Origin of the sequence: Acinetobacter lanii (assembly GCF_011578285.1) — a bacterium.
Taxonomy (GTDB): Bacteria; Pseudomonadota; Gammaproteobacteria; order Pseudomonadales; family Moraxellaceae; genus Acinetobacter; species Acinetobacter lanii.
Genome location: NZ_CP049916.1, coordinates 79116 through 100072, shown reverse-complemented (window position 1 = coordinate 100072; position 20957 = coordinate 79116). Strand labels below are relative to the sequence as shown.

Below are 20957 nucleotides of genomic sequence, written 5' to 3'. Positions count from 1 at the left end.
ATTTTAATGTTACTGATCGGTTCTCAGCTTTAAAAACCAAAGCTAGAGCTACAACACTCAGCGATTCGGCTTATTCCTCATCATATACAGGGGTATGTTCGATATATTGACGGTTTGCCAATGCTTTTTGCGCACGACTATCTTCACGTAATAAAAATGCAGTCAATGCCAGCATCGCCACGCTCATTGCTGTCAGATAACTATAGGCAATGGTCATATCAAACAGATTTTGTACACCTAAACGAATGCTTTCCAACACGCCCCAAAACAACATGCCGGCCAACATAAAGCCCAACCAATGACGGTAAGGTGAAAAAAACACAGTCGCTAAGGCTGCAGCAATTAGAGCAAATCCAATGATTGTTGCATAACTTGCAGTGACCATAAAAACCTCCGTCATCTATTGATCCATGAATGACCGTATCGGTCTTCCATCTTTAATTGACTTAAATTGACTTAAATAATGTTTCAGTGATGTCTAATCATCTTATTCAAAACCTATGCGTTGCATTATGCTGCGTTTTTTCTGGAAAAAAAGCCCTGTTGATTTTCTAAACGACATACCTTGTCGCAACATTCTTTTGTCATTACATTCTTAAGATTCTACTTTTTGGCATAGAGTAAGTCGGCATCATTCTTGGCGTGTCATTACAAAAAAATACCGTGTGCGTTTTAGTGAAAGCATCTTTTTTTCGATGTTCATGATCGGTTTTTTAGTGATTTTCTCTTGATTATAAAATTGTATAAAAATAACTCATTTAGCCATAAAAAAAGCGGCTCAACGGCCGCTTTTCGTGTCATTTTTTTGTCAGATTAAGCACGATTTAAATCTTTGTCGTGTACACCCAAAAGATACAACACACCATCTAAACCTACACTGGAAATCGCTTGATTGGCATTTTGACGGACTAAAGGTTTAGCACGGAATGCCACCCCTAAACCGGCAATCGATAGCATCGGTAAGTCATTCGCCCCATCCCCTACTGCAATCGCTTGTTCAAGAGAAATGCCCATGTCCTCTGCAATTTGACGCAGTAACAAAGCCTTACGTGCGCCATCGACAATGTGTCCTTTCACTTCGCCGGTCACCATGCCATCCTGTACATCCAAAATATTGGCATGCACTTCATCAATACCCAATTTCGCTTGTAAATATTCAGCAAAATATTGGAAACCACCCGATAGAATCGCCGTGCGGTAGCCCAAGGCTTTTAAGGTTGAAATCAGACGCTCTGCACCCTCTGTCACGGTTAAACGTTCTGCAATTTTAGGCAGTACAGATGCATCCATACCTTTCAGCAATGCCACACGGGCACGGAAACTGGCTTGGAAATCGAGTTCGCCTTGCATGGCACGTTCCGTGATTTCAGCCACTTGTGCCCCAACGCCGGCTTCAACCGCCAACTCATCAATCACTTCTTGCTCGATTAAGGTTGAGTCCATATCGAAACACACCAAACGGCGGTTACGACGGTAGGCATTGTCTTCTTGCACCGCTACATCGACATTCAGTTCACTCGAAAGTTTTAAACACGCCGCACGCATAGCAGCCGCATCCAACATTTGACCTTTTAAGCCAAATTCTACACAGGCACGTTTTGGTTCATCTTTGCTGCCATCTAGATTTGGACGACCAGAAAGACGGGTCACAGTTTCAATGTTAAAGCCTTGGCTTGAGACAATGTTGGTCACCGCTTGCAGATGTGAAGCGGTCAATTCTGGCGCCAATGCGGTGACGATGTAGCGAGTCCGTCCACCTTCTTTGACCCATTGATCATAATCTGATGCAGCAATCGGTTTAAAGCGCACAGTTAACCCAATTTCATGTGCTAAAATCAGGATATCTTTCATGGCTAAAGCCGTTGCAGTTTGGTCGTCTGACGCCACTACAATGCCTAAAGTCAGTTGGTTATGGATAACTGCTTGTCCTACATCTAAAATTTGCAAAGAATGTACGGACAACACCTGCATCAATCGAGTAAACTGATTCGGTTGGTCAGGTCCTAAAAATGAAATAAGAATGATTTCTCGCATGAAATTGACTCTGGGTCTGAGCTGCAACTAGTGTAAGAATCATAATCGAAATCGAATATAAATGCCTTGGAAGTTTACGTTGAATGCACCTAGACAAGGGCTATTTGCTAGCCTACTGATCCTAAGTTTTGCTCTGCATACCTTTTTATTGGTACTGGCAACAACTCATCAATTGAATGAAAATCGTGCCAGCCAAGGTCAGCTGATGACCAGCCAATTGGTGGCCGATAGTTTAACCGAGCTTGAACCTGCCAATACGGTGTCTTTGGCATTGCTGGCAAATCGCTACGCAACCAATCCAAGTGTGGCCTATATTCGAATTTTGAATGCCAATAAGCAAGTGCTTGCCACTGCTGGTTTATCCAAAACCCGTGACGGCGAAATTTTTGTTCGTGATGCCTTACAAAATGAGAAAAAAGTCGGCAGTATCGAAATTACATTGGTGAAACCAAGTATTGGTGAAATCTTACGCACCCAATGGCTTGCGATTTTATTTTCGTTGTTGATTCATGGCTTACTGTGGTTGGCGTATCGCGCGATTGCTCGTCCAACACGTAGTGAGTATTTGGCACGTTTAAACAATGAAGCGCGTCTGAAACATGAAATTCAAATGCTGACCGAAGCCTTAGAAGTTGAAAAAGAAAACAACAAACACATTGCGGCACAAGCAAAACAAGCGGCCAAAACCAAAGTTGAGCATAAAGCACCGAAAGTGTTGGTGATTGATGAACATACCTTGTCATTGAATGTTCAATTCTATGATCCGAAACAGTTGATCAATTCAGTCAATCAATCGGTGTCTTTGCCTTATTTCAATTTATGTCAAATTTTCTTAAATAAAAGTATTGATCTGTGTTCGCAGCACTTCCAATTGAACAAACAAGACTTTGTGGTCAATCGTGAGTTTGATCAACAAGGTGCAATGGTCAGCGTGGCTGCCACACAGCAAAATGCGGCCAAATGTTTACTGATGATTGGTTCCGTGTTCCAACTGTTGTCCGAGGTGCTGTATAAACGCTACCGCGAAGACAAACGTTTTGTTCTGCAAACGCGTTGTGCAGTGGCCTCCCCCGTTGAAGCCATGCAATTGGATGCATTACAGGCTTCTGAACGCCTGACCCATCATTTGATTGCCAAAGAAATGGCCTTGTATTTAAACAATGATCAACTCAAACAGGTCGGTGATTGTTATCAATTGGTGCCGTTACCGAATCCAACCAGCGTATTGACCCGTCATGCCTTTATGATCAATGGGATGAATACCGAATGTGCTGAGTTGGCACAACAGATTCGTACTGAAATTTTAAAGGGCAAATCTCAGCATCAGTCGCCGTCAGACCTGACCGATCAAGCCTCATAGGTATATTCGCCATATCATTTGTTTTGATTTAGAAACCAGATTTAATGCTAAGTTAAGTCTGGTTTTTTTATTTTTGCTGTTTTTTTGGCTGAAAACCCAAAACAACTGATGGGTTTTTGATCAAAATTAGACTAATTTCATTTTTTTATGGCTTTTCAAGGAACTAGCAAGCTGTGTATAACAGTCTAGGCAAAGGGAACGTGATAAGCATAGGCAAATGACCAGAAAAAGCGTTAGACTATGCCACAATGATTTTATACAAATGTCAGAATGACATAAGAAAAAGGTGAAGTTGATGTCGCTCAATACTGTTGAAGAACTTGTAGCAGATATCCGTGCAGGGAAAATGGTTATCCTGATGGATGACGAAGATCGTGAAAATGAAGGCGACTTAGTGATCGCTGCCACGCATGTTCGCCCAGAAGACATCAACTTTATGATCACGCATGCACGTGGTTTGGTTTGCCTGACTTTAAGTAAAGAGCGTTGTAAGCAACTTGATCTTCCACTGATGGTCGATGCGAATGGTGCTCAACACGGCACGAACTTTACTTTATCAATTGAAGCTGCTCGTGGCATTTCAACCGGGATTTCACCGGCTGAACGTGCTCATACGATTCAAACGGCTGTTGCAGCACATGCGAAACCATCAGATATCGTACAACCCGGTCATATTTTCCCATTGATGGCTCAACCGGGCGGTGTATTGCACCGTGCAGGGCATACTGAAGCTGGCTGTGATTTGTCTCGTCTTGCAGGTTTAGAGCCAGCTTCTGTGATCTGTGAGATCATCAATGAAGACGGCACTATGGCGCGCCGTCCTGACCTTGAAGTCTTTGCAGAAAAACATGGTTTAAAAATCGGTACGATTGCAGATTTGATTCATTACCGTATGACCAATGAGCAAACGGTTGAGCGTATCGATCAGCAAACTTTAGATACCGAATACGGCACCTTTGATTTGTATCGTTACCGTGAAATTGGCAACCCAGATATTCATTTGGCTTTGGTGAAAGGCCAACCGAAAGAAGGTGTGACCACGGTGCGTGTCCATGGTTTTAGTCCTGCACGTGATTTACTCAAAATCAATAAACAAGATGGCGAACCCGCGTGGAATTTAGATAAAGCATTGAAAACCATTGCCGACAGTGATCGTGGTGTTTTGGTTTGGATTGGTCAACGTCATTTAACAGATTTGGGGCCTGCTTTAGAAGCACTCAGCACCCCTAAACCAACCAAATCTAATGCAGCATTGTCACAGCAATACCAAACCATTGGTGTCGGTGCGCAAATTTTACGTGACCTTGGCGTCGAAAAAATGAAGCTGCTTAGCTCTCCATTACGTTTCAATGCATTGTCAGGTTTTAATTTAGAAGTAGTGGAATACGTCACTGCTGATCAAACTGCTGTTTAATCCCTTTTTTAAAAGATCGAGGTTGCTATGGCGATTCGCCGTATTGAAGGTTTATTACATCTCGCGAGCGAAGACCGTTACGCGATTCTAGTTGGTCGTTTTAACAGCTTTGTTGTTGAACATTTATTAGAAGGTGCAATTGATACGTTGCATCGTCATGGTGTTAGCGACGATAATATCACTGTCGTTCATGCACCAGGCGCATGGGAATTACCAGTTGTGGCTAAAAAATTAGCAGCTTCAGGTAAATTCGATGCTGTCATTGCCCTCGGCGCAGTTATTCGTGGTAGTACACCACATTTTGACTTCGTTGCAGGCGAATGTGCCAAAGGTTTAGGTGTAGTGGGTCTAGAGACTGGCTTACCGGTAATCAATGGTGTATTGACTACGGATAGTATTGAACAAGCGATTGAACGCTCTGGTACAAAAGCAGGCAATAAAGGTGGTGAAGCTGCCCTTACTGCAATTGAAATGGTTAACTTGCTAAAGGCGATCTAAAGCATGTCGCAGACACTCCAAGCTACTTATGCAGCGAAACGCAAAGCACGTCGTTTTGCTGTACAAGGGATTTATGAATGGCAAATGAGCCACAATCCTGTGCATCAAATTGAAGCGCGTACCCGTGCTGAAAATGCTATGCATAAAGTGGACCTCAGCTATTATCATGAATTGCTCACGCAAGTGGTCGAAAATCATGAAGCATTGGACGCGTTATTAATGCCAGTACTCGATCGAGAGATTGAAGCACTGGATGGTGTTGAACGTGCAACCTTGCGCCTTGGCGCATACGAATTGAAAGAACATCTTGAGATTCCGTATCGTGTTGTATTGGACGAAGCTATTGAGTTAGCAAAACACTTCGGCGGTGCCGACAGTCATAAATACATCAATGGTGTATTAGACCGTCTAGCACAAAGCCTGCGTGAAGCAGAAAAGCAACAAGCTAAATAAGTTGTTGTTGATATGGCTGAGTTCTCTATTATTGACACCTATTTTAATCGAAAGAATCTGCATTCAGTCGATTTAGGTGTTGGTGATGACTCAGCCCTGCTCACCCCGCCTCCTCATCAACAATTGGTCATCTGTGCTGACACTTTAGTTGCAGGTCGACATTTCCCTTTAGACACCGATCCATATGCCATTGGCTGGAAAAGCGTTGCTGTCAATCTATCTGATATTGCTGCGATGGGTGCAACACCCCACAGTATTTTATTGGCATTGAGCCTACCCCAAATTGATCACGATTGGCTAAAAGCATTTAGTCAGGGTTTATATGATTGTTGCGATCAATTTGGGGTGAGTTTAATTGGTGGTGATACCACGCAAAGTCCACATTTAACTTTATCTGTTACAGCACTCGGCTGGGTTGATCAAGGTCAAGCGATCAAGCGATCTAGTGCTCAAGTCGGTGACTTGGTGGTGGTGAGTGGTACCGTCGGTGATGCCGCTTTTGGACTCAAACATTTGGGTCACCCACTACAAAAAAGACTCGATTATCCCACCCCACGTTGTGAATTGGGTCAAATGCTGAAAGGCTTAGCGCATAGCATGATTGATGTCTCTGATGGTTTAGCACAAGACTTGGGGCATATTTTAAAAGCCTCTCATGTCGGTGCAGTGATTAACCTAGATGCTTTACCCGTGAGTGAAGCATTAAAAGCCTTGCCTGAATCAGAGCAATACTCGTTGGCCTTAGCCGGTGGCGATGACTATGAGCTGTGTTTTAGTATCAGTGAACACAACTATAAAAAATTATTAGACAAAAAACCCAATGTGAACACTACAATTATTGGACAGATTTGCGCTGAAAATACGTTAAAATTCCAAAAAGATGGCTTAGATCATCCTCTACACTTCACTGGATACCAACACTTTGCATAAACCTCCGATTCTCTTTAAACAGATGACTTGGACTGAACGTTTCATCACCTTTTGTGGTGTCGGCTTTGGTTCAGGTTTGATGCCGAAAGCACCAGGTACTTTTGGTTCCGCTTTTGCACTGCTCTTTATTCCGACTTGGATTTATTTAGGTTTTTATGGTTCAATCGTAGCCATTTTAATCATGTCCTTGATTGGTATATATATTTGTGGAAAAACAGCCAGTATCATGGGGGTGCATGATGATGGTCGTATTGTCTGGGATGAATTTGCAGGACAATCGATTACATTTCTACCTTTAATCTATTTAGGGCAAATGAATTGGATTTGGGTTTTGGTTGGCTTTGGATTATTCCGTCTATTTGACGTTTGGAAACCTTGGCCAATTCGTGTGATTGACCGCCAAGTCGGTGGCGGTTTTGGCATTATGTTCGATGACATTATTGCAGGGATTTGGGCTGCAATTTGTATCATTATTTACTTCTATATCGATATGGCTTAAGCCAAACGTTTAAGGTGTTTTATGTCGACCAACGTTGTTATTCTTGCTGCAGGTAAAGGCACGCGTATGCGTTCAACATTGCCTAAAGTATTGCAACCTTTAGCAGGACGTCCATTACTTGGACACGTGATTGAAACAGCAAAAAAAATAAAAGCAGATCATATTATTACCATTTTCGGTCACGGTGGTGACTTGGTCAAAAGTGCATTTGCACATGAAGATATTCAATGGGTTGAACAAACTGAACAACTTGGTACCGGTCATGCAGTCAAAGTGACTTTACCGGTTTTGCCTCAAGACGGCATTTCTTTGATTTTGTCGGGTGATGTGCCTTGTGTACAACAAGAGACCTTACAACGCTTGGTTGATGTTTCAACGACTACAGGCATTGGTATCGTGACTTTAACTCTAGATGACTCAACAGGCTACGGTCGTATCGTACGTGACAACGGTAAAATTCAAGCCATCGTTGAACATAAAGATGCCTCAGAAGCACAGCGCGAAATTAAAGAAATCAACACCGGTATTTACTGTGTCAGCAATGCCAAACTCCATGAATGGCTGCCCAAGCTGTCTAATGACAATGCACAAGGTGAATATTATTTAACGGATATTGTCGCGATGGCATTGGCAGATGGTCTTGAAATTGCATCGATTCAGCCTGAACTTGCTTTTGAAGTTGAGGGTGTCAATGACCGTGTCCAGTTGGCGGCTTTAGAACGTGAATTTCAAGCCCATCAAGCGAAGAACTTGATGCAACAAGGTGTACATTTAATTGATCCAAATCGTTTTGATTTACGTGGTCAACTGACTGTCGGTCAAGACGTGCGTATTGATATCAATGTGATTATTGAAGGTGAATGTCACTTTGGTGACAATGTAGACATTGGTGCGGGTTGTGTGATTAAAAACACCACCATTGCAGCAGGCACCAAAGTTCAACCCTATAGTATTTTTGATAATGCTATTGTGGGTGAAGATGTTCAAATTGGTCCTTTTGCCCGTTTACGTCCAGGTGCAGAGCTTGCCAATGAAGTGCATATCGGCAACTTTGTTGAGGTCAAAAACTCGATAGTGGGTCTGGGTTCTAAAGCCAATCACTTCACTTACTTAGGTGATGCTGAAATCGGTGCAGGTTCCAATATTGGTGCAGGTACGATTACTTGTAATTATGACGGTGCCAACAAACATAAAACCATTATTGGTGACAATGCCTTTATTGGCACCAACAATTCATTGGTTGCGCCCGTGAAAATTGGTCATGGTGCGACCACTGGTGCAGGTTCAGTGATTACGCATGATGTTGCCGACAACAGCTTGGCGTTTGAGCGAGCAAAACAGGTTTCGAAAGAAAATTATCAACGTCCCCAAAAGACTAAGAAATAAGAGGAATTAAATATGTGCGGTATTGTTGGTGGCGTTGCTGAACGTAGTATTACCAATATTCTAATTGAAGGTCTAAAACGCCTTGAATATCGTGGCTATGATTCTGCAGGACTTGCTTTAATTAATGCAGGTCAAGTGTTACGTCAGCGCCGTGTCGGTAAAGTGGTTAATCTTGAACAAGCGGTAAATGAAGCAGATTTAATGGGTTCATTAGGTATCGCGCATACCCGTTGGGCGACCCACGGTAAACCGACCGAAGACAATGCCCATCCGCATATTTCTGGTCCTGTGGCGGTAGTGCACAATGGCATCATTGAAAACTACCAAGAGTTGAAAGATGATCTTGAAGCTTTAGGCTATGTATTCACTTCTCAAACCGATACTGAAGTGGTTGCCCATTTGGTGCATGACGCGTTGAAATCTGCGCCGAATTTACTCAAAGCCGTTGAGCAAGTGGTTCCGCAGCTGAAAGGTGCTTTTGCACTGGGTATAGTACACACCGATTATCCAGATGAATTGATCACGGTTCGTGAAGGCTCGCCTTTAGTGATTGGTGTCGGTATTGGCGAGAACTTTATTAGTTCTGATCAATTGGCTTTATTGCCAATTACCAATCGTTTTATCTACCTTGAAGAAGGTGATATCGCACGTTTAACACGTGACTCGATTGAAGTGTTTGTCAATGGTCAGCCTGTTGAACGCCCGATTAAAGAACTCGATGCGACGGTAAGTAATGCGTCAAAAGGCGAATACAAGCATTACATGCTGAAAGAGATTTATGAACAACCTGAAGCGATTCAGCAAACCATTTCTCAAGCACTGAATGGCAATACACTGCGTGATGATTTCTTAAAAAATGCCGATGTGGATTTTAGTCAAATCCAAAATGTGCAAATCATCGCCTGTGGCACCAGTTACCATGCCGGTATGATTGCCAAGTATTGGTTTGAACAACTGATTAATTTGCCATGCCAAGTCGAAATTGCCAGCGAATTCCGTTACCGCACGCCTGTGATTGTGAATCATACTTTATATGTGTGTATTTCTCAGTCAGGTGAAACTGCCGATACTTTGGCTGCACTCCGTGATACGCAAAAACGTGCAGCTGAAAAGAATATTCATATTGCAACACTGACCATTTGTAATGTGGCGACTTCATCGATGGTACGTGAAACCCATCACAGCTTATTGACGCTTGCAGGTCCTGAGATTGGCGTGGCTTCAACCAAAGCCTTCACCACCCAACTTGCAGCACTGATGTTATTGGTCTTGAAAATTGGTCAAGTTAAGCAAAGCATTGCTGCTGACGAAATCAGTTCGATCATTGCTGACCTGTGGCATATTCCAAAAGTGATGTTGGATACCTTGCAAAAAGACAAAGAAATTTTGCGTTTGTCTGATCTATTTAAAGAAAAACAACATTGTTTATTCTTAGGTCGTGGCACTGAGTTCCCAATCGCACTTGAAGGTGCGTTGAAGCTCAAAGAAATTTCATATATTCATGCTGAAGGTTATGCCGCAGGTGAATTGAAACACGGTCCATTGGCTTTGGTCGACAATGATATGCCTGTGGTAATTCTGGCACCGCAAGATGATATGTTGGATAAACTGAAATCCAATATGGAAGAAGTACAAGCCCGTGGTGGTGAGTTGTTTGTGTTTGCAGATGAAACCAGTGGTATCAAAGAAAAAGACCGTCAACATGTGGTGCTTGTACCAAATGTAAACGCTCTACTTGCACCGATTGTGTACAGTATTCCGGTACAGTTGTTGTCTTATCATGTTGCAGTATTACGTGGGACGGATGTCGATCAACCGCGTAATTTAGCCAAGTCGGTGACGGTTGAATAATCACGTTATGCACTAGCAAATCAATCCTAAAAAGCCGATCATCAGTGATCGGCTTTTTTTATCTCTTTAAATGACATGGTGAAATATCTAATCAGTGCCTGCTTAGTAGGTGAACAGGTTCGTTATGATGGACGAGATTGCTTAGAAGCAAAACTCCATGCCCTGATCCAAAATGGTCAAGCAATCTGTGTCTGTCCTGAAATGGCTGGAGGATTAGCAACACCACGGTTGCCTGCTGAAATCATGGGTGGTGATGGTGCAGATGTGTTAGCCGGTCGAGCCAAAGTCATCGATACTGCAAGCATTGACGTCACTGAAGCTTTTATAAACGGTGCTCACATTGCTCTAAAGCTCGCACAGCGACACCACGTCAGCCATGTTATTTTAAAAGCCAATAGCCCCTCTTGCGGTTCTCAACTGATTTATGATGGTTCATTTAGCGGACAGAAAATCGTGGGTAATGGCGTTACGGCTGCTTTACTGAAACAACACGGCTTTCACGTCTGGACAGAACAGGTATTTCTGGATCAGTTGAAACTATTAGAGTTCTTTCAAAAATCAAAAAATGATCATAGAACCAAGATCTAAAGGATCAATGAAATTTCCTATTCTCTCTGTGAAAAAGTAAGGATGAGGGTATTTTAATCTAAAAAAAACCTCTCCCTAGCCCTCTCCTAAAAGGAGAGGGAATCTCCATTATTAAATTATAATAGGATAAAAATTGATTTATGAAAGACGTTTATTGAATTAAAAATACTGATTTAACAAGTGCTGATCAGTTTTCATTCCCCATAAAAAAAGAGCATCTGAATGCTCTTTTTTTACGTATATTTTTTACTCAATGAGTTTGATCAGTCCGATCTATATCGGTTTTCGTGGCCCAATAGGTTGCCAAAGCGGGGCCTGAAATATTGTGCCATAAACTGAAAATCGCACTCGGCAATGCTGTCAGCGGAGAGGCTGAAAAATGCACCGCCGACAACGCTACGCCTAAACCTGAGTTTTGCATGCCCACCTCAATCGCTACAGCTTTGGCATCGGCGTAAGGCAATTTAAACCAACGTGCCGCCCAAAACCCAAGCAGGTAACCCAAAGCATTGTGCAACGCCACCACCCCTAAAATCAGCAAACCCGATTGGAATATTTGTGCTTTACTGTCGCCAATGATCGCAGCCACAATCAGTACGATTGCGACCACCGACACCAACGGCATCACCGAAATATAAGCATCGACTTTGTTCTTAAGTAATGTACGTACAATCAAACCCAAAAAGATCGGAAATAGCACCACTTGTAAAATAGAGGTCAGCATTGAAAATGCATTGATTTCAATCCATTGACTCGCCAATACATAAAAAATCGCAGGGGTTAAAAATGGCGCAAGGATGGTCGAAACAGAAGTACATGCTACCGACAGTGCGGTATTGCCCTTTGCCATATAAGTAATCACATTGGATGCCGTTCCACCCGGACAGCATCCGACCAAGATCACCCCAATGGCAATTTCAGCAGGCAATTGGAAAATCTGACACAAGGCATAGGCTAAGCCTGGCATCACCACAAATTGTGCAATCACACCAATCAACACGGCTTTAGGGCTGTGCACCACCCCTTTAAAGTCATCTAGGGTCATGGTCATGCCCATACCAAACATAATGATTCCGAGCATCCATGTGATATAGCTTTTCAGCCACACAAAAGCTTCAGGCACAATCAGTGCAATCCCTGCAAACAGCACCACCCAAAGCGCAAATGTTTTTTGAATAAATGCTGAAAATCTGAGAAAACCAGACATAGTCCATTCCTATAGGAAAGATAAAACGCTATAGATCAACATCCTCTGTTTATCCATAGCGTGAAAAGAAGATCAAAGCTTAAGCTGTCGCCTGCTGTGCAATCAGGTCTTTGGCATAGATCCGTTTCACCCCATGCGCCAACATTTCTTGCCATGCGTGCTGTAATGAGCCATTTAAATCAATGCCCTTGGTGGCATCGGCAACCACATAACTTTTAAAGCCTAATTTCGCAGCATCTATGGCCGTCCATGCCACACAAAAATCAGTTGCGATCCCGACCACATATACCGTGTCTAAACCGCGTTCTTTTAAGTAACCTGCTAAGCCTGTCGTGGTTTTATGGTCCGCTTCCATAAACGCTGAATAGCTATCAATGCCGGCATGGAAACCTTTGCGAATAATCAACTGCGCGAAGGACACATCTAAATCAGGATGTAGGGCGGCATCATCTGTCCCTTGCACGCAATGCTTCGGCCATAACACTTGAGTACCATAATCAAGCTCAATCGTGTCAAAAGGCTTTTTACCCGCATGATTGTCTGCAAAGGAAATGTGATTGTCCGGATGCCAATCTTGCGTAATGATCACATTGTCAAAATGTTGTGCCAATTGATTAATCGCCGGAATAATTTGATCTGCATGTGCAACCGCTAAATTACCGCCTGGCGTAAATCCGTTTTGTACATCGACCACAATCAATGCACTGCGTTCAGATTGGAACATGGTCCTTCTTCTCCCAAAACTTTATTTTTCTAACGTGCAGTGTGGCTGTTCAGCGCCATAATTTCAACTTTAAGCATTCACTGAAGATTCATGCTTATGCTTCATCAATACCTTATATTCCCTCTTCATGGACTTCACTTGAATCAATCTTGAACGGCATCCAACACAACGTTTTTATAAATGAATACGCTACAGAATAGACCGTAATAGCATTCAATAAAAATCGTGAATCTGATTGAACACGCCTAAATTGAATCACCTTTAAAATTAGGCGTGCATCCCACTTTAGATCTGCTCAAGGATTGATTTTTAAGTTTAATTCATTGAATTGTCAGATATGGCATATTTAAGATCATGATCAATTTGAAAATATCTCGCTAAATTACGTGAAAGTTAAAAAAAAGTTACTTGTTTTAACTAAACTTTTTCTCAGCTTTTCATATTTTGTATTGTTCTTAAGCCCCTGTTCGGTCATAATTTAGTGACGCATTATTCGATATGCAATTCGTGTTGGATCATGTTATAAATCAAAATACGAACCCATCCAAACTCTCGATTTTTTACCTTCACTGGATGGAAAAACAGGATATTTTTTTAAAATGACTACTCAGCAAGCTCAGATTATTCAAGGCTCAATTGTCGCAATCGTCACTCCCATGTTTGAAGATGGAACTGTAGATTGGAAGGGTCTCGAAAAGCTTGTTGAATGGCATATTGCACAAGGCACCAACAGCATTGTAGCGGTCGGTACCACGGGTGAAGCTTCAACCTTAAGCATGGCTGAACACACCCAAGTGATCAAAGAAATCATTCGTGTGGCCAACAAACGTATTCCCATTATTGCGGGTACCGGTGCAAATTCGACCCGTGAAGCGATTGAACTGACCAAAGAAGCCAAAGAGTTAGGTGCAGATGCTGCACTGTTGGTCACCCCGTATTACAACAAACCAACGCAAGAAGGCTTATACCAACACTACAAAGCCATTGCTGAAGCAGTTGACCTGCCACAAATCTTGTATAATGTACCGGGTCGTACCGGTGTCGATTTGCACAATGACACCGTGATTCGCCTTGCAGACATCCCACAAATTGTCGGCATTAAAGATGCAACCGGTGATGTACCACGTGGTGCTGAATTGCTTGCAGGCCTACAAGGCAAAGACATGGTGGTGTATTCAGGTGATGATGCGACTGCATACCAATTGATTGCACATGGGGCGAAAGGCAATATTTCAGTGACGGCTAATGTTGCGCCGAAGCAAATGAGCGAGATGTGTGCGCTTGGTCTTGCAGGCGATACAGCTCAAGCAGAAGCAAAGAATCAAGAAGTTGCAAATCTACACAATATTTTATTTTGTGAATCAAACCCAATTCCTGTGAAATGGGCCCTACATGAAATGGGTCTCATTGGTACCGGTATTCGTCTTCCATTGACACCACTCGCAGAACAATATCGATCTCAGTTGCGCGAAGAACTCCAAGCAGCGAGTATCATTCAATAAGAGCTTTTAAATATGCAATTACGTTTTGGTTTAATCCTTGCCCTTTCAGCTTTAAGTTTAGCGGGTTGTAGTACGTTCAGCAAAATTAGTCTAGACAATGGTTCTTTGGACTATAAAAACACAAGTACGCAAGAAAAGCTTAAATATCCTGAAGGTGCCATGGTTCGACCGGCAACGCCATTGTATCCAGCGCCAGTGGTTGATCCGCTTGCGATTGAAAATGCACCGTCTTATGTGAATAAGAAAGGTAACCGCTTTGATCTTCCGCGCCCAAAAGTGGCGCTAGAAGCATCTAACCCGATTGAAGATACAGCAAGCACCAGCGTAGGCAGACCACAACTTTTGAAAGATGGTAATGGTAATCCCTTGATCAAAATTGATGGCAATGCCGAGACCATTTGGCAGTATACCGCTGCAACCTTAAGCAGTTTGAATATCAATGTGGTATCAAAAGCGAACCAACAAGCGACTTTGAAAATTGATGGTGAAACCTTTGTGTTGAAGCTGAATTCTGCCGGTGCCAGCAATACCCTTGCTGTATTCGATGCCAAAAATAACTTTGCAGACAAAGAAAAGGCTGCAGAGCTATTAACCCAGATTTACCAAAACTGGCCAGCCTAGTCGTTCTAGGCATATTTTCTCGAAAAAGGTTCCATCATGTTAAAACAAACCTTGCTCTATACTGGTAAAGCAAAATCCGTTTATGAAACAGATAGCGCAGACCATTTGATTTTAGTCTTCCGCGACGATGCTTCTGCATTCAATGGCGAAAAGATCGAACAACTAGATCGGAAGGGTAAGGTTAATAACCGCTTTAACGCCTTTATCATGGAAAAACTCGCTGCTGCGGGCATCGAAACTCACTTTGAAAAATTGCTTTCTCCAACAGAAGTGTTGGTGAAAAAATTAAGCATGATTCCTGTTGAATGTGTAATGCGTAACTACGCTGCAGGTTCATTATGCCGCCGTTTAGGGGTAGAAGAAGGCTTAGAGCTGACTCCACCGACATTTGAATTGTTCTTTAAAGATGATGGCTTAGGCGATCCAATGGTTAACGAATCTCAAGCGATTGCTTTAGGTTGGGCGACTGCTGATCAATTGGCACAGATGAAAGAATTGACTCAAAAAGTCAATGTGGTACTCAAAGACTTGTTCGCACAAGGCAACATGTTGCTAGTGGACTTTAAACTTGAATTTGGTGTATTCCACGACCGTATTGTATTGGGTGATGAATTTTCTCCAGACGGCTGCCGTTTATGGGACAAAGACACCAAGAAAAAACTCGATAAAGACCGTTTCCGCCAAGGTTTAGGTGGTGTGGTTGAAGCGTATGAAGAAGTAGCAACCCGTATTGGTGTTGATCTTTCTGATATCTAATCGCTGAACGTCATCTTTAAAAAAAACCGAGCAACTCTGCTCGGTTTTTTAATGGGCGATTTTGTTCACAACAAGCGAGATTGATTTTTTGAATAAAAAAAACAGTGCTGCATATAAATAAAACAATCCACTATTTTTGAGTAGAACTTAAACTAAAAATGATTAAAATCGATACAAAGATGATTTTTTAGACTAAAACAGGATCTTTAAATGTTTTTAAGTCAATGATTTAAAACACTTTATTGAAATATCCGTTATTATAAATAATATAAATTAGAATATTCACTTTTACTAATTTTTGCTTTTTCTTTAGTATTTCTAAATACCAGGCAGCTATAGGAGTTGGTTACTCAGAGAGAGAGACTATAGTTGCCACCCTCTTTTTGTATTTTATGCTTACTCTCGATTGAAAGCAGTAATTTGCTGCTTTGTATGCTTAAAAAAACGGCTGTCATTTCCAAAGACATTCCTCTCCCACACCTTTTAATAATTGCTTAACGATACGGCTAAGCAATTTTTTTTGTCTGCTGTTTCTGTTTTTCTATTCAATCTCTTTAAAACTTTTATAAAAAAGGCGCCGAAGCGCCTGCTGATAACCTTATATTACTGCTGCTGTTGTTCTTGCTGTTGCATCCAGCGACGTTGTTGTAAACGCTCACCTTCCACTTCACGTTTATTCCGTGCCGACTCGTACAACTTAGTGCCTTTCAATTCAGGCGGTAAATAATCCTGCATCACAAAATGCTCAGGGTAATTGTGCGGATACAGATAATCCACACCATAGCCCTGTTCTTTCATGAGTTTGGTTGGTGCATTACGTAAATGTAAAGGTACAGGTAGATTCGAGGTTCGCTCTGCCAATTCAAGTGCTTTGTTGATTGCTAAGTAGGTGCTATTACTCTTGGCACTGGTCGCCAAATACACCGCACATTGTCCCAAAATAATCCGACATTCCGGCATACCGATGGCTTGCACGGAGCGTAAACATTCTCCCGCCAAAAGCAAAGCATTTGGATTTGAATTGCCAATGTCCTCAGAGGCTGCGATCAGCATACGGCGGGCAATAAAGACCGGATCTTCACCACCCTTAAGCATGCGTGCCATCCAATACAGCGCTGCATCAGGATCACTGCCACGAATGGATTTAATAAAGGCAGACACCAAATCATAATGCTGTTCGCCAGATTTGTCGTAGCGTGCAATATTTTGCTGTGCGACTTTGACCACCACGGCATTATCGACAATATTTTCGACATCAGCTTCAAATGTTGATGCGATCAGGTCAAGTAGGTTCAACGCCTTACGTGCATCCCCTGCTGCAAACTGAACCAGAGCATCATATTCACCGATTTGAATATAACGGTCTTGTAAAAACTTATCTTGTTTCAGCGCACGGCGAATCAGATTTTGAATATCATCTTCATTCAGCGCATTTAAGGTATAGACCTGACAGCGAGACAATAAGGCATTATTTACTTCAAATGACGGGTTCTCAGTGGTTGCGCCAATTAAGGTGATTTTGCCTTTTTCAACTGCATTGAGTAAGGCATCTTGCTGTGATTTGTTGAAGCGGTGAATTTCATCAATAAACACCACAGGTACAATCAAATCACCACTTTCCGCAATCACTTCACGTAGTTCTTTCACACCGGTATTTAGTGCAGATAAGCTGATAAAAGGACGGTCAACGGCTTGAGCCAGCAGTAAGGCAATAGTGGTTTTACCGACGCCCGGCGGCCCCCAAAAAATAATCGAAGGCAGATGCCCTTGATCAATCATTTGACGTAATGGGGCATGTTCACCAAGCAGATGATCTTGTCCGATAATCTCAGACAAATCGCGTGGACGTAGGCGTTCAGGAAGTGGAATTTGAGTTTCGGACATATTTTTATGGTGTCAAAAAGTGCTATTTCATAGTCTACTATGGAATAGCACAAAACGGCGTTTTTGATTGGGCTCAGATCGGTGTTAAAAAATACTCAACCGCAATATTCCATGCTTGAACTTTAAGTTTTTGGTGTGAGTTTGAGTAAATGTGCGCCGGCTTCATCTTCAAGTACCCAAATCGAACCATCTTGAGCTTGCTGAACCGCTCGAATACGTTTGCCCAAATCTAAGCGCTGCACTTCTTGGACTGGCTGAGATTCAATATCCACCACCACAATGGCTTTAGAGGATAAACCACTGATCAAGGCTTTATTTTTCCACTGTGGGAATTGATTGCCTTGATAAATCATTAAGCTTGATGGTGAAATCACAGGCGTCCAATGAATTTCAGGCGCTTTAAATTCAGGACGAGTGGCATGATCCGGAATCGGTTTTCCATCATAATGATCACCATTCGAGACCTGCGGATAACCATAGTTAGCACCTTTTTCCACTCGATTTAGTTCATCTCCGCCTTTGGGTCCCATTTCCACGACCCACAATTGTTTGTTGGCATCGAAAGCTAAACCTAAAGGATTACGATGGCCTAAAGACCAAATTTGCGCTGTAACACCACCTTGCTGGTAAAAAGGATTGTCTTGAACTGGAGTACCATCGGCATTTAAGCGCACAATTTTACCCAAGTTAGATTTCATGTCTTGGGCAGGGGTAAATTGCTGCCGTTCACCTGAACTGATCCACAACTTGCCTTGGTCATCAAACAAAATTCGGTGCGAATAGTGTCCTTCTCCCTCCACTTTTGGCACTTGCTCCCAAATGCGTTTGATGTTGCGCAATTGTGGTTTCTTGGCTTGGCTTAAATCGAGTTCCGCTCGAACCACTACCGCCCCTGTACCGCCCTGACCTTTTTCAGCATAGCTTAAATAGACCCAACGATTCTGAGCAAAATCAGGATGCACCACCACATCACCTAAACCACCCTGTCCGCCATAGGCAACCGTTGGTACGCCCTCTATTCGAGTGAGTTTTTTAGTCGCTGGATCAAACAGTCGCAGTGTGCCTTTTCGCTCGGTCACTAACAGTTTGCCATTGGGTAAACTCGACATGGCCCAAGGCTCATTAAACTGCGCCATTTTTTCAATCTGATAAGTCTGCTCAATACGGTGTGAAGCGTTTGATGCAAGATTAGTCTGCTGCGCAGTGGCGTTGGAGGAGGATTGTTTTGAAGGGGTGGTTTCATTGGCATAGCATGCCATCATTCCCAGTGAAGCGATAACCAGACTGAATACGGTCAATTTATGATTCATAAGTTGCTCTATTTTTGATGATGTTTTATCCAATCATAGATAAAACCCATGCAAAGGTCACAAGCTTATACAGTTGATTTATTACAAAATATGAATCGTATGTGGCTCAGCGCACCCAGCGTACAATATATTCATCGATCTCATCTTCATCGATTTCGGACTCAGAAATACAGCGGCCTGCCGCAGATTTTTTCGCATGCACCACACTCAAACGAGAGCCAGTATTCAAATAATGCCAAGGCGGGAGTTTCTTGCCTTCATTTAAACGCCGATAACCACAGGTCGAGGGTAACCAACTGATCTGTTGTAAACTGGCATAATCCAATTTGACACAATCGGGAACGTGCTGTTTTCGATTCGAATAGTCCGAACATTGCGCGGTGCTGCAATCCAAGAGTTTACACGCCACTTTGGTATAGCTGATTTCTTCAGTCTCTTCATCTTGTAATTTGACCAAACAACATAAGCCGCAGCCATCACAAATCGCTTCCCATTCCGCTTGATTCATTTGCTCAAGAGAATAATGTTTCCAAAAGTCGGGGCGTAGTGCTGAACTCATAATTGGTGTTTAGATGACAAGATTTAAGCATTATAGCATTAATATTTATGGAAAATTTTAAAGTAGCGAGTTACAGTCTGTTTACTAAAAATGCATAAATACACATATTCGCACACGTTTTGTATACATTATGAGCAGTAAATTTTCCTATACTGTTGAAACACTTATAAAAACACTTGGAGAATTAAAATGTTTCGTTGGGCTATTATCTTTGCGGTTATCGCACTTATTGCAAGTCTACTCGGTTTCGGTGGTGTAGCAGGATTGTCTAAAGACTTCGCTGTGATCCTATTGGTGATCGCTGTGATCCTTGCCATTATCGGTTTTATTTCTCGAGGAAGAGTTTAACTCCTGAAGTTAAACTTATTACAGAATCTGTCATTTGACTCAGATTCAACTTAAAAGATTCATGACATGAAAAGAAGGATTCGTCCTTCTTTTTTTATTGCTTCAGTTCATCAAAATATCCGTTATAAATTCTCACATTTCAGCTGTGTTTATCTGCAAATATTCATTACCATTCAAGTATTTTATGCTTTAATCTTGGGTCATATTTGGTTTAAAAGCACTTTAAAAAAGGACGACAACAATGACTCAAGCCATTCAAACACGTGAGATTCAGTACACTGCAAAAGACGGTAGCAGCTTAATCGGTTATTTTGCTGCACCTGAAAATACGCAACCCGTGGCAGGTGTGATTGTTGCGCCAGAATGGTGGGGTCGTAACGAATATACTGAACAACGTGCACGTGAATTGGCTGAGCAGGGTTATGCCGCATTGGCAATTGATCTCTATGGGGATAAAAAAGTTACTACAGATGCCAAGCAAGCCTATGCATGGATGATGCAAACTTTTGAACAGGCTGAGACCAATGTGACTCGCTCGTCTGCAGGTTTAGCCACTTTAGCCGCACAACCTGAAGTAAACTCGGAAAGACTAGCAGCTATTGGTTTCTGTTTTGGCGGTAAAGTGGTGCTGGATTTGGCACGTTCAGGCGCAGACTTAAAAGCAGTGGCCACCTTTCATGCCAACCTCAGTCCACAAAGCCCTGCACAAGAAGGTCAGGTTAAAGCTGAAATTTTAGTGTTGCATGGTGAAGATGACAGCATGGTGAGTCTCGATGACGTCGCTCAGTTTAAAGAAGAAATGTTTGCAGCCAAAGTGAACCATCAAGTAATTATTTTTGAAGATGCAAAACATGGCTTTACCAATCCATTGGCAGACGAACGTGCTAAAGCCAATGCTGTCGATTTAGGGTATAACGCTGAAGCAGAACAAAAAAGTTTTGCTGAAATGTACGCACTTTTAGCACGTACATTGGGCTAATCAAAATATAGCGCCAAAAGATTAAATAGAAGTAAAACGTAAAATATAGAGGAT

General features: G+C 42.3%; 21 protein-coding genes. 14 read left to right on the top strand and 7 right to left on the bottom strand.

The genetic code is table 11. The features are described 5' to 3' along the window. Positions 1-70: 70 nt before the first annotated feature. Both aciT and serB read right to left on the bottom strand, forming a co-directional pair. Positions 71-385 carry a ciprofloxacin tolerance protein AciT gene (gene aciT, locus G8D99_RS00455; RefSeq protein WP_166327422.1) on the bottom strand — a complete coding sequence of 105 codons (315 nt, stop codon included), beginning with the start codon at positions 383-385 and terminating at the stop codon, positions 71-73. 428 nt (positions 386-813) lie between these two features. Further along, a complete protein-coding gene (gene serB / locus G8D99_RS00450) occupies positions 814-2034 on the bottom strand; it encodes a phosphoserine phosphatase SerB (RefSeq protein ID WP_166321596.1) in 1221 nt (406 codons plus the stop codon). A 79-nt stretch (positions 2035-2113) separates the two neighbouring features. Between serB and G8D99_RS00445 the strand changes: the two genes are divergently transcribed. From G8D99_RS00445 to G8D99_RS00405, 9 genes are all read left to right on the top strand, one after another. Further along, a complete protein-coding gene (locus G8D99_RS00445) occupies positions 2114-3394 on the top strand; it encodes a hypothetical protein (protein WP_166327420.1) in 1281 nt (426 codons plus the stop codon). A 295-nt stretch (positions 3395-3689) separates the two neighbouring features. Then, positions 3690-4808 carry a bifunctional 3,4-dihydroxy-2-butanone-4-phosphate synthase/GTP cyclohydrolase II gene (ribBA, locus tag G8D99_RS00440; protein ID WP_166321594.1) on the top strand — a complete coding sequence of 373 codons (1119 nt, stop codon included), beginning with the start codon at positions 3690-3692 and terminating at the stop codon, positions 4806-4808. Between the two features lie 27 nt (positions 4809-4835). Then, positions 4836-5306, top strand: coding sequence for a 6,7-dimethyl-8-ribityllumazine synthase (gene ribH, locus G8D99_RS00435; RefSeq protein WP_130074877.1), 471 nt, complete (start codon positions 4836-4838; stop codon positions 5304-5306). 3 nt (positions 5307-5309) lie between these two features. Further along, positions 5310-5759, top strand: coding sequence for a transcription antitermination factor NusB (gene nusB, locus G8D99_RS00430; RefSeq protein WP_166321592.1), 450 nt, complete (start codon positions 5310-5312; stop codon positions 5757-5759). Between the two features lie 12 nt (positions 5760-5771). After that, positions 5772-6689, top strand: coding sequence for a thiamine-phosphate kinase (gene thiL / locus G8D99_RS00425; RefSeq protein ID WP_166321590.1), 918 nt, complete (start codon positions 5772-5774; stop codon positions 6687-6689). After that, positions 6667-7188, top strand: coding sequence for a phosphatidylglycerophosphatase A family protein (locus G8D99_RS00420; RefSeq protein WP_166327418.1), 522 nt, complete (start codon positions 6667-6669; stop codon positions 7186-7188). Before thiL ends, G8D99_RS00420 begins: the two co-directional genes overlap by 23 nt. A 21-nt stretch (positions 7189-7209) precedes the next feature. Further along, complete coding sequence (gene glmU / locus G8D99_RS00415) at positions 7210-8574, top strand: bifunctional UDP-N-acetylglucosamine diphosphorylase/glucosamine-1-phosphate N-acetyltransferase GlmU (RefSeq protein ID WP_166321588.1); 1365 nt, start codon at positions 7210-7212, stop codon at positions 8572-8574. A 12-nt stretch (positions 8575-8586) separates the two neighbouring features. Next, complete coding sequence (gene glmS, locus G8D99_RS00410; RefSeq protein ID WP_166321586.1) at positions 8587-10425, top strand: glutamine--fructose-6-phosphate transaminase (isomerizing); 1839 nt, start codon at positions 8587-8589, stop codon at positions 10423-10425. 75 nt (positions 10426-10500) lie between these two features. Further along, positions 10501-11013, top strand: coding sequence for a DUF523 domain-containing protein (locus G8D99_RS00405; RefSeq protein WP_166321584.1), 513 nt, complete (start codon positions 10501-10503; stop codon positions 11011-11013). A gap of 250 nt (positions 11014-11263) precedes the next feature. Here the strand turns inward: G8D99_RS00405 and G8D99_RS00400 are convergent, their stop codons facing one another. Further along, complete coding sequence (locus G8D99_RS00400; protein WP_166321582.1) at positions 11264-12220, bottom strand: bile acid:sodium symporter family protein; 957 nt, start codon at positions 12218-12220, stop codon at positions 11264-11266. 79 nt (positions 12221-12299) lie between these two features. Beyond that, complete coding sequence (gene pncA / locus G8D99_RS00395) at positions 12300-12944, bottom strand: bifunctional nicotinamidase/pyrazinamidase (protein ID WP_166321580.1); 645 nt, start codon at positions 12942-12944, stop codon at positions 12300-12302. A gap of 599 nt (positions 12945-13543) precedes the next feature. On the opposite strand from pncA, the gene dapA reads away from it, so the two are divergent. The 3 genes from dapA to purC are packed head-to-tail and all read left to right on the top strand — an operon-like array spanning position 13544 to position 15823. Beyond that, the gene (gene dapA, locus G8D99_RS00390; protein ID WP_166321578.1) at positions 13544-14446 is read left to right on the top strand and encodes a 4-hydroxy-tetrahydrodipicolinate synthase; all 903 of its coding nucleotides are present in this window, start codon (positions 13544-13546) and stop codon (positions 14444-14446) included. A 12-nt stretch (positions 14447-14458) separates the two neighbouring features. After that, a complete protein-coding gene (locus G8D99_RS00385) occupies positions 14459-15067 on the top strand; it encodes a lipoprotein-34 precursor (NlpB) (RefSeq protein WP_166321576.1) in 609 nt (202 codons plus the stop codon). 36 nt (positions 15068-15103) lie between these two features. Then, complete coding sequence (purC, locus tag G8D99_RS00380; RefSeq protein WP_166321574.1) at positions 15104-15823, top strand: phosphoribosylaminoimidazolesuccinocarboxamide synthase; 720 nt, start codon at positions 15104-15106, stop codon at positions 15821-15823. A gap of 603 nt (positions 15824-16426) precedes the next feature. On the opposite strand, the gene G8D99_RS00375 is transcribed toward purC, so the two are convergent. The 3 genes from G8D99_RS00375 to G8D99_RS00365 all read right to left on the bottom strand — a co-directional run bounded on the left by G8D99_RS00375 (position 16427) and on the right by G8D99_RS00365 (position 19576). Continuing rightward, positions 16427-17707, bottom strand: a complete 1281-nt coding sequence (locus G8D99_RS00375; protein WP_166321572.1) for a replication-associated recombination protein A — start codon at positions 17705-17707, stop codon at positions 16427-16429. Positions 17708-17829: 122 nt separating this feature from the next. Further along, a complete protein-coding gene (locus tag G8D99_RS00370) occupies positions 17830-19017 on the bottom strand; it encodes a PQQ-dependent sugar dehydrogenase (protein WP_166321570.1) in 1188 nt (395 codons plus the stop codon). 106 nt (positions 19018-19123) lie between these two features. Then, positions 19124-19576 (bottom strand): YcgN family cysteine cluster protein, encoded by a 453-nt coding sequence (locus G8D99_RS00365; RefSeq protein ID WP_166321568.1) that lies wholly within the window; start codon positions 19574-19576, stop codon positions 19124-19126. 189 nt (positions 19577-19765) lie between these two features. On the opposite strand from G8D99_RS00365, the gene G8D99_RS00360 reads away from it, so the two are divergent. Next, positions 19766-19924, top strand: coding sequence for a DUF1328 domain-containing protein (locus G8D99_RS00360; RefSeq protein WP_166321566.1), 159 nt, complete (start codon positions 19766-19768; stop codon positions 19922-19924). Positions 19925-20165: 241 nt separating this feature from the next. After that, positions 20166-20903, top strand: a complete 738-nt coding sequence (locus G8D99_RS00355; protein WP_166321564.1) for a dienelactone hydrolase family protein — start codon at positions 20166-20168, stop codon at positions 20901-20903. Positions 20904-20957 lie beyond the last annotated feature (54 nt).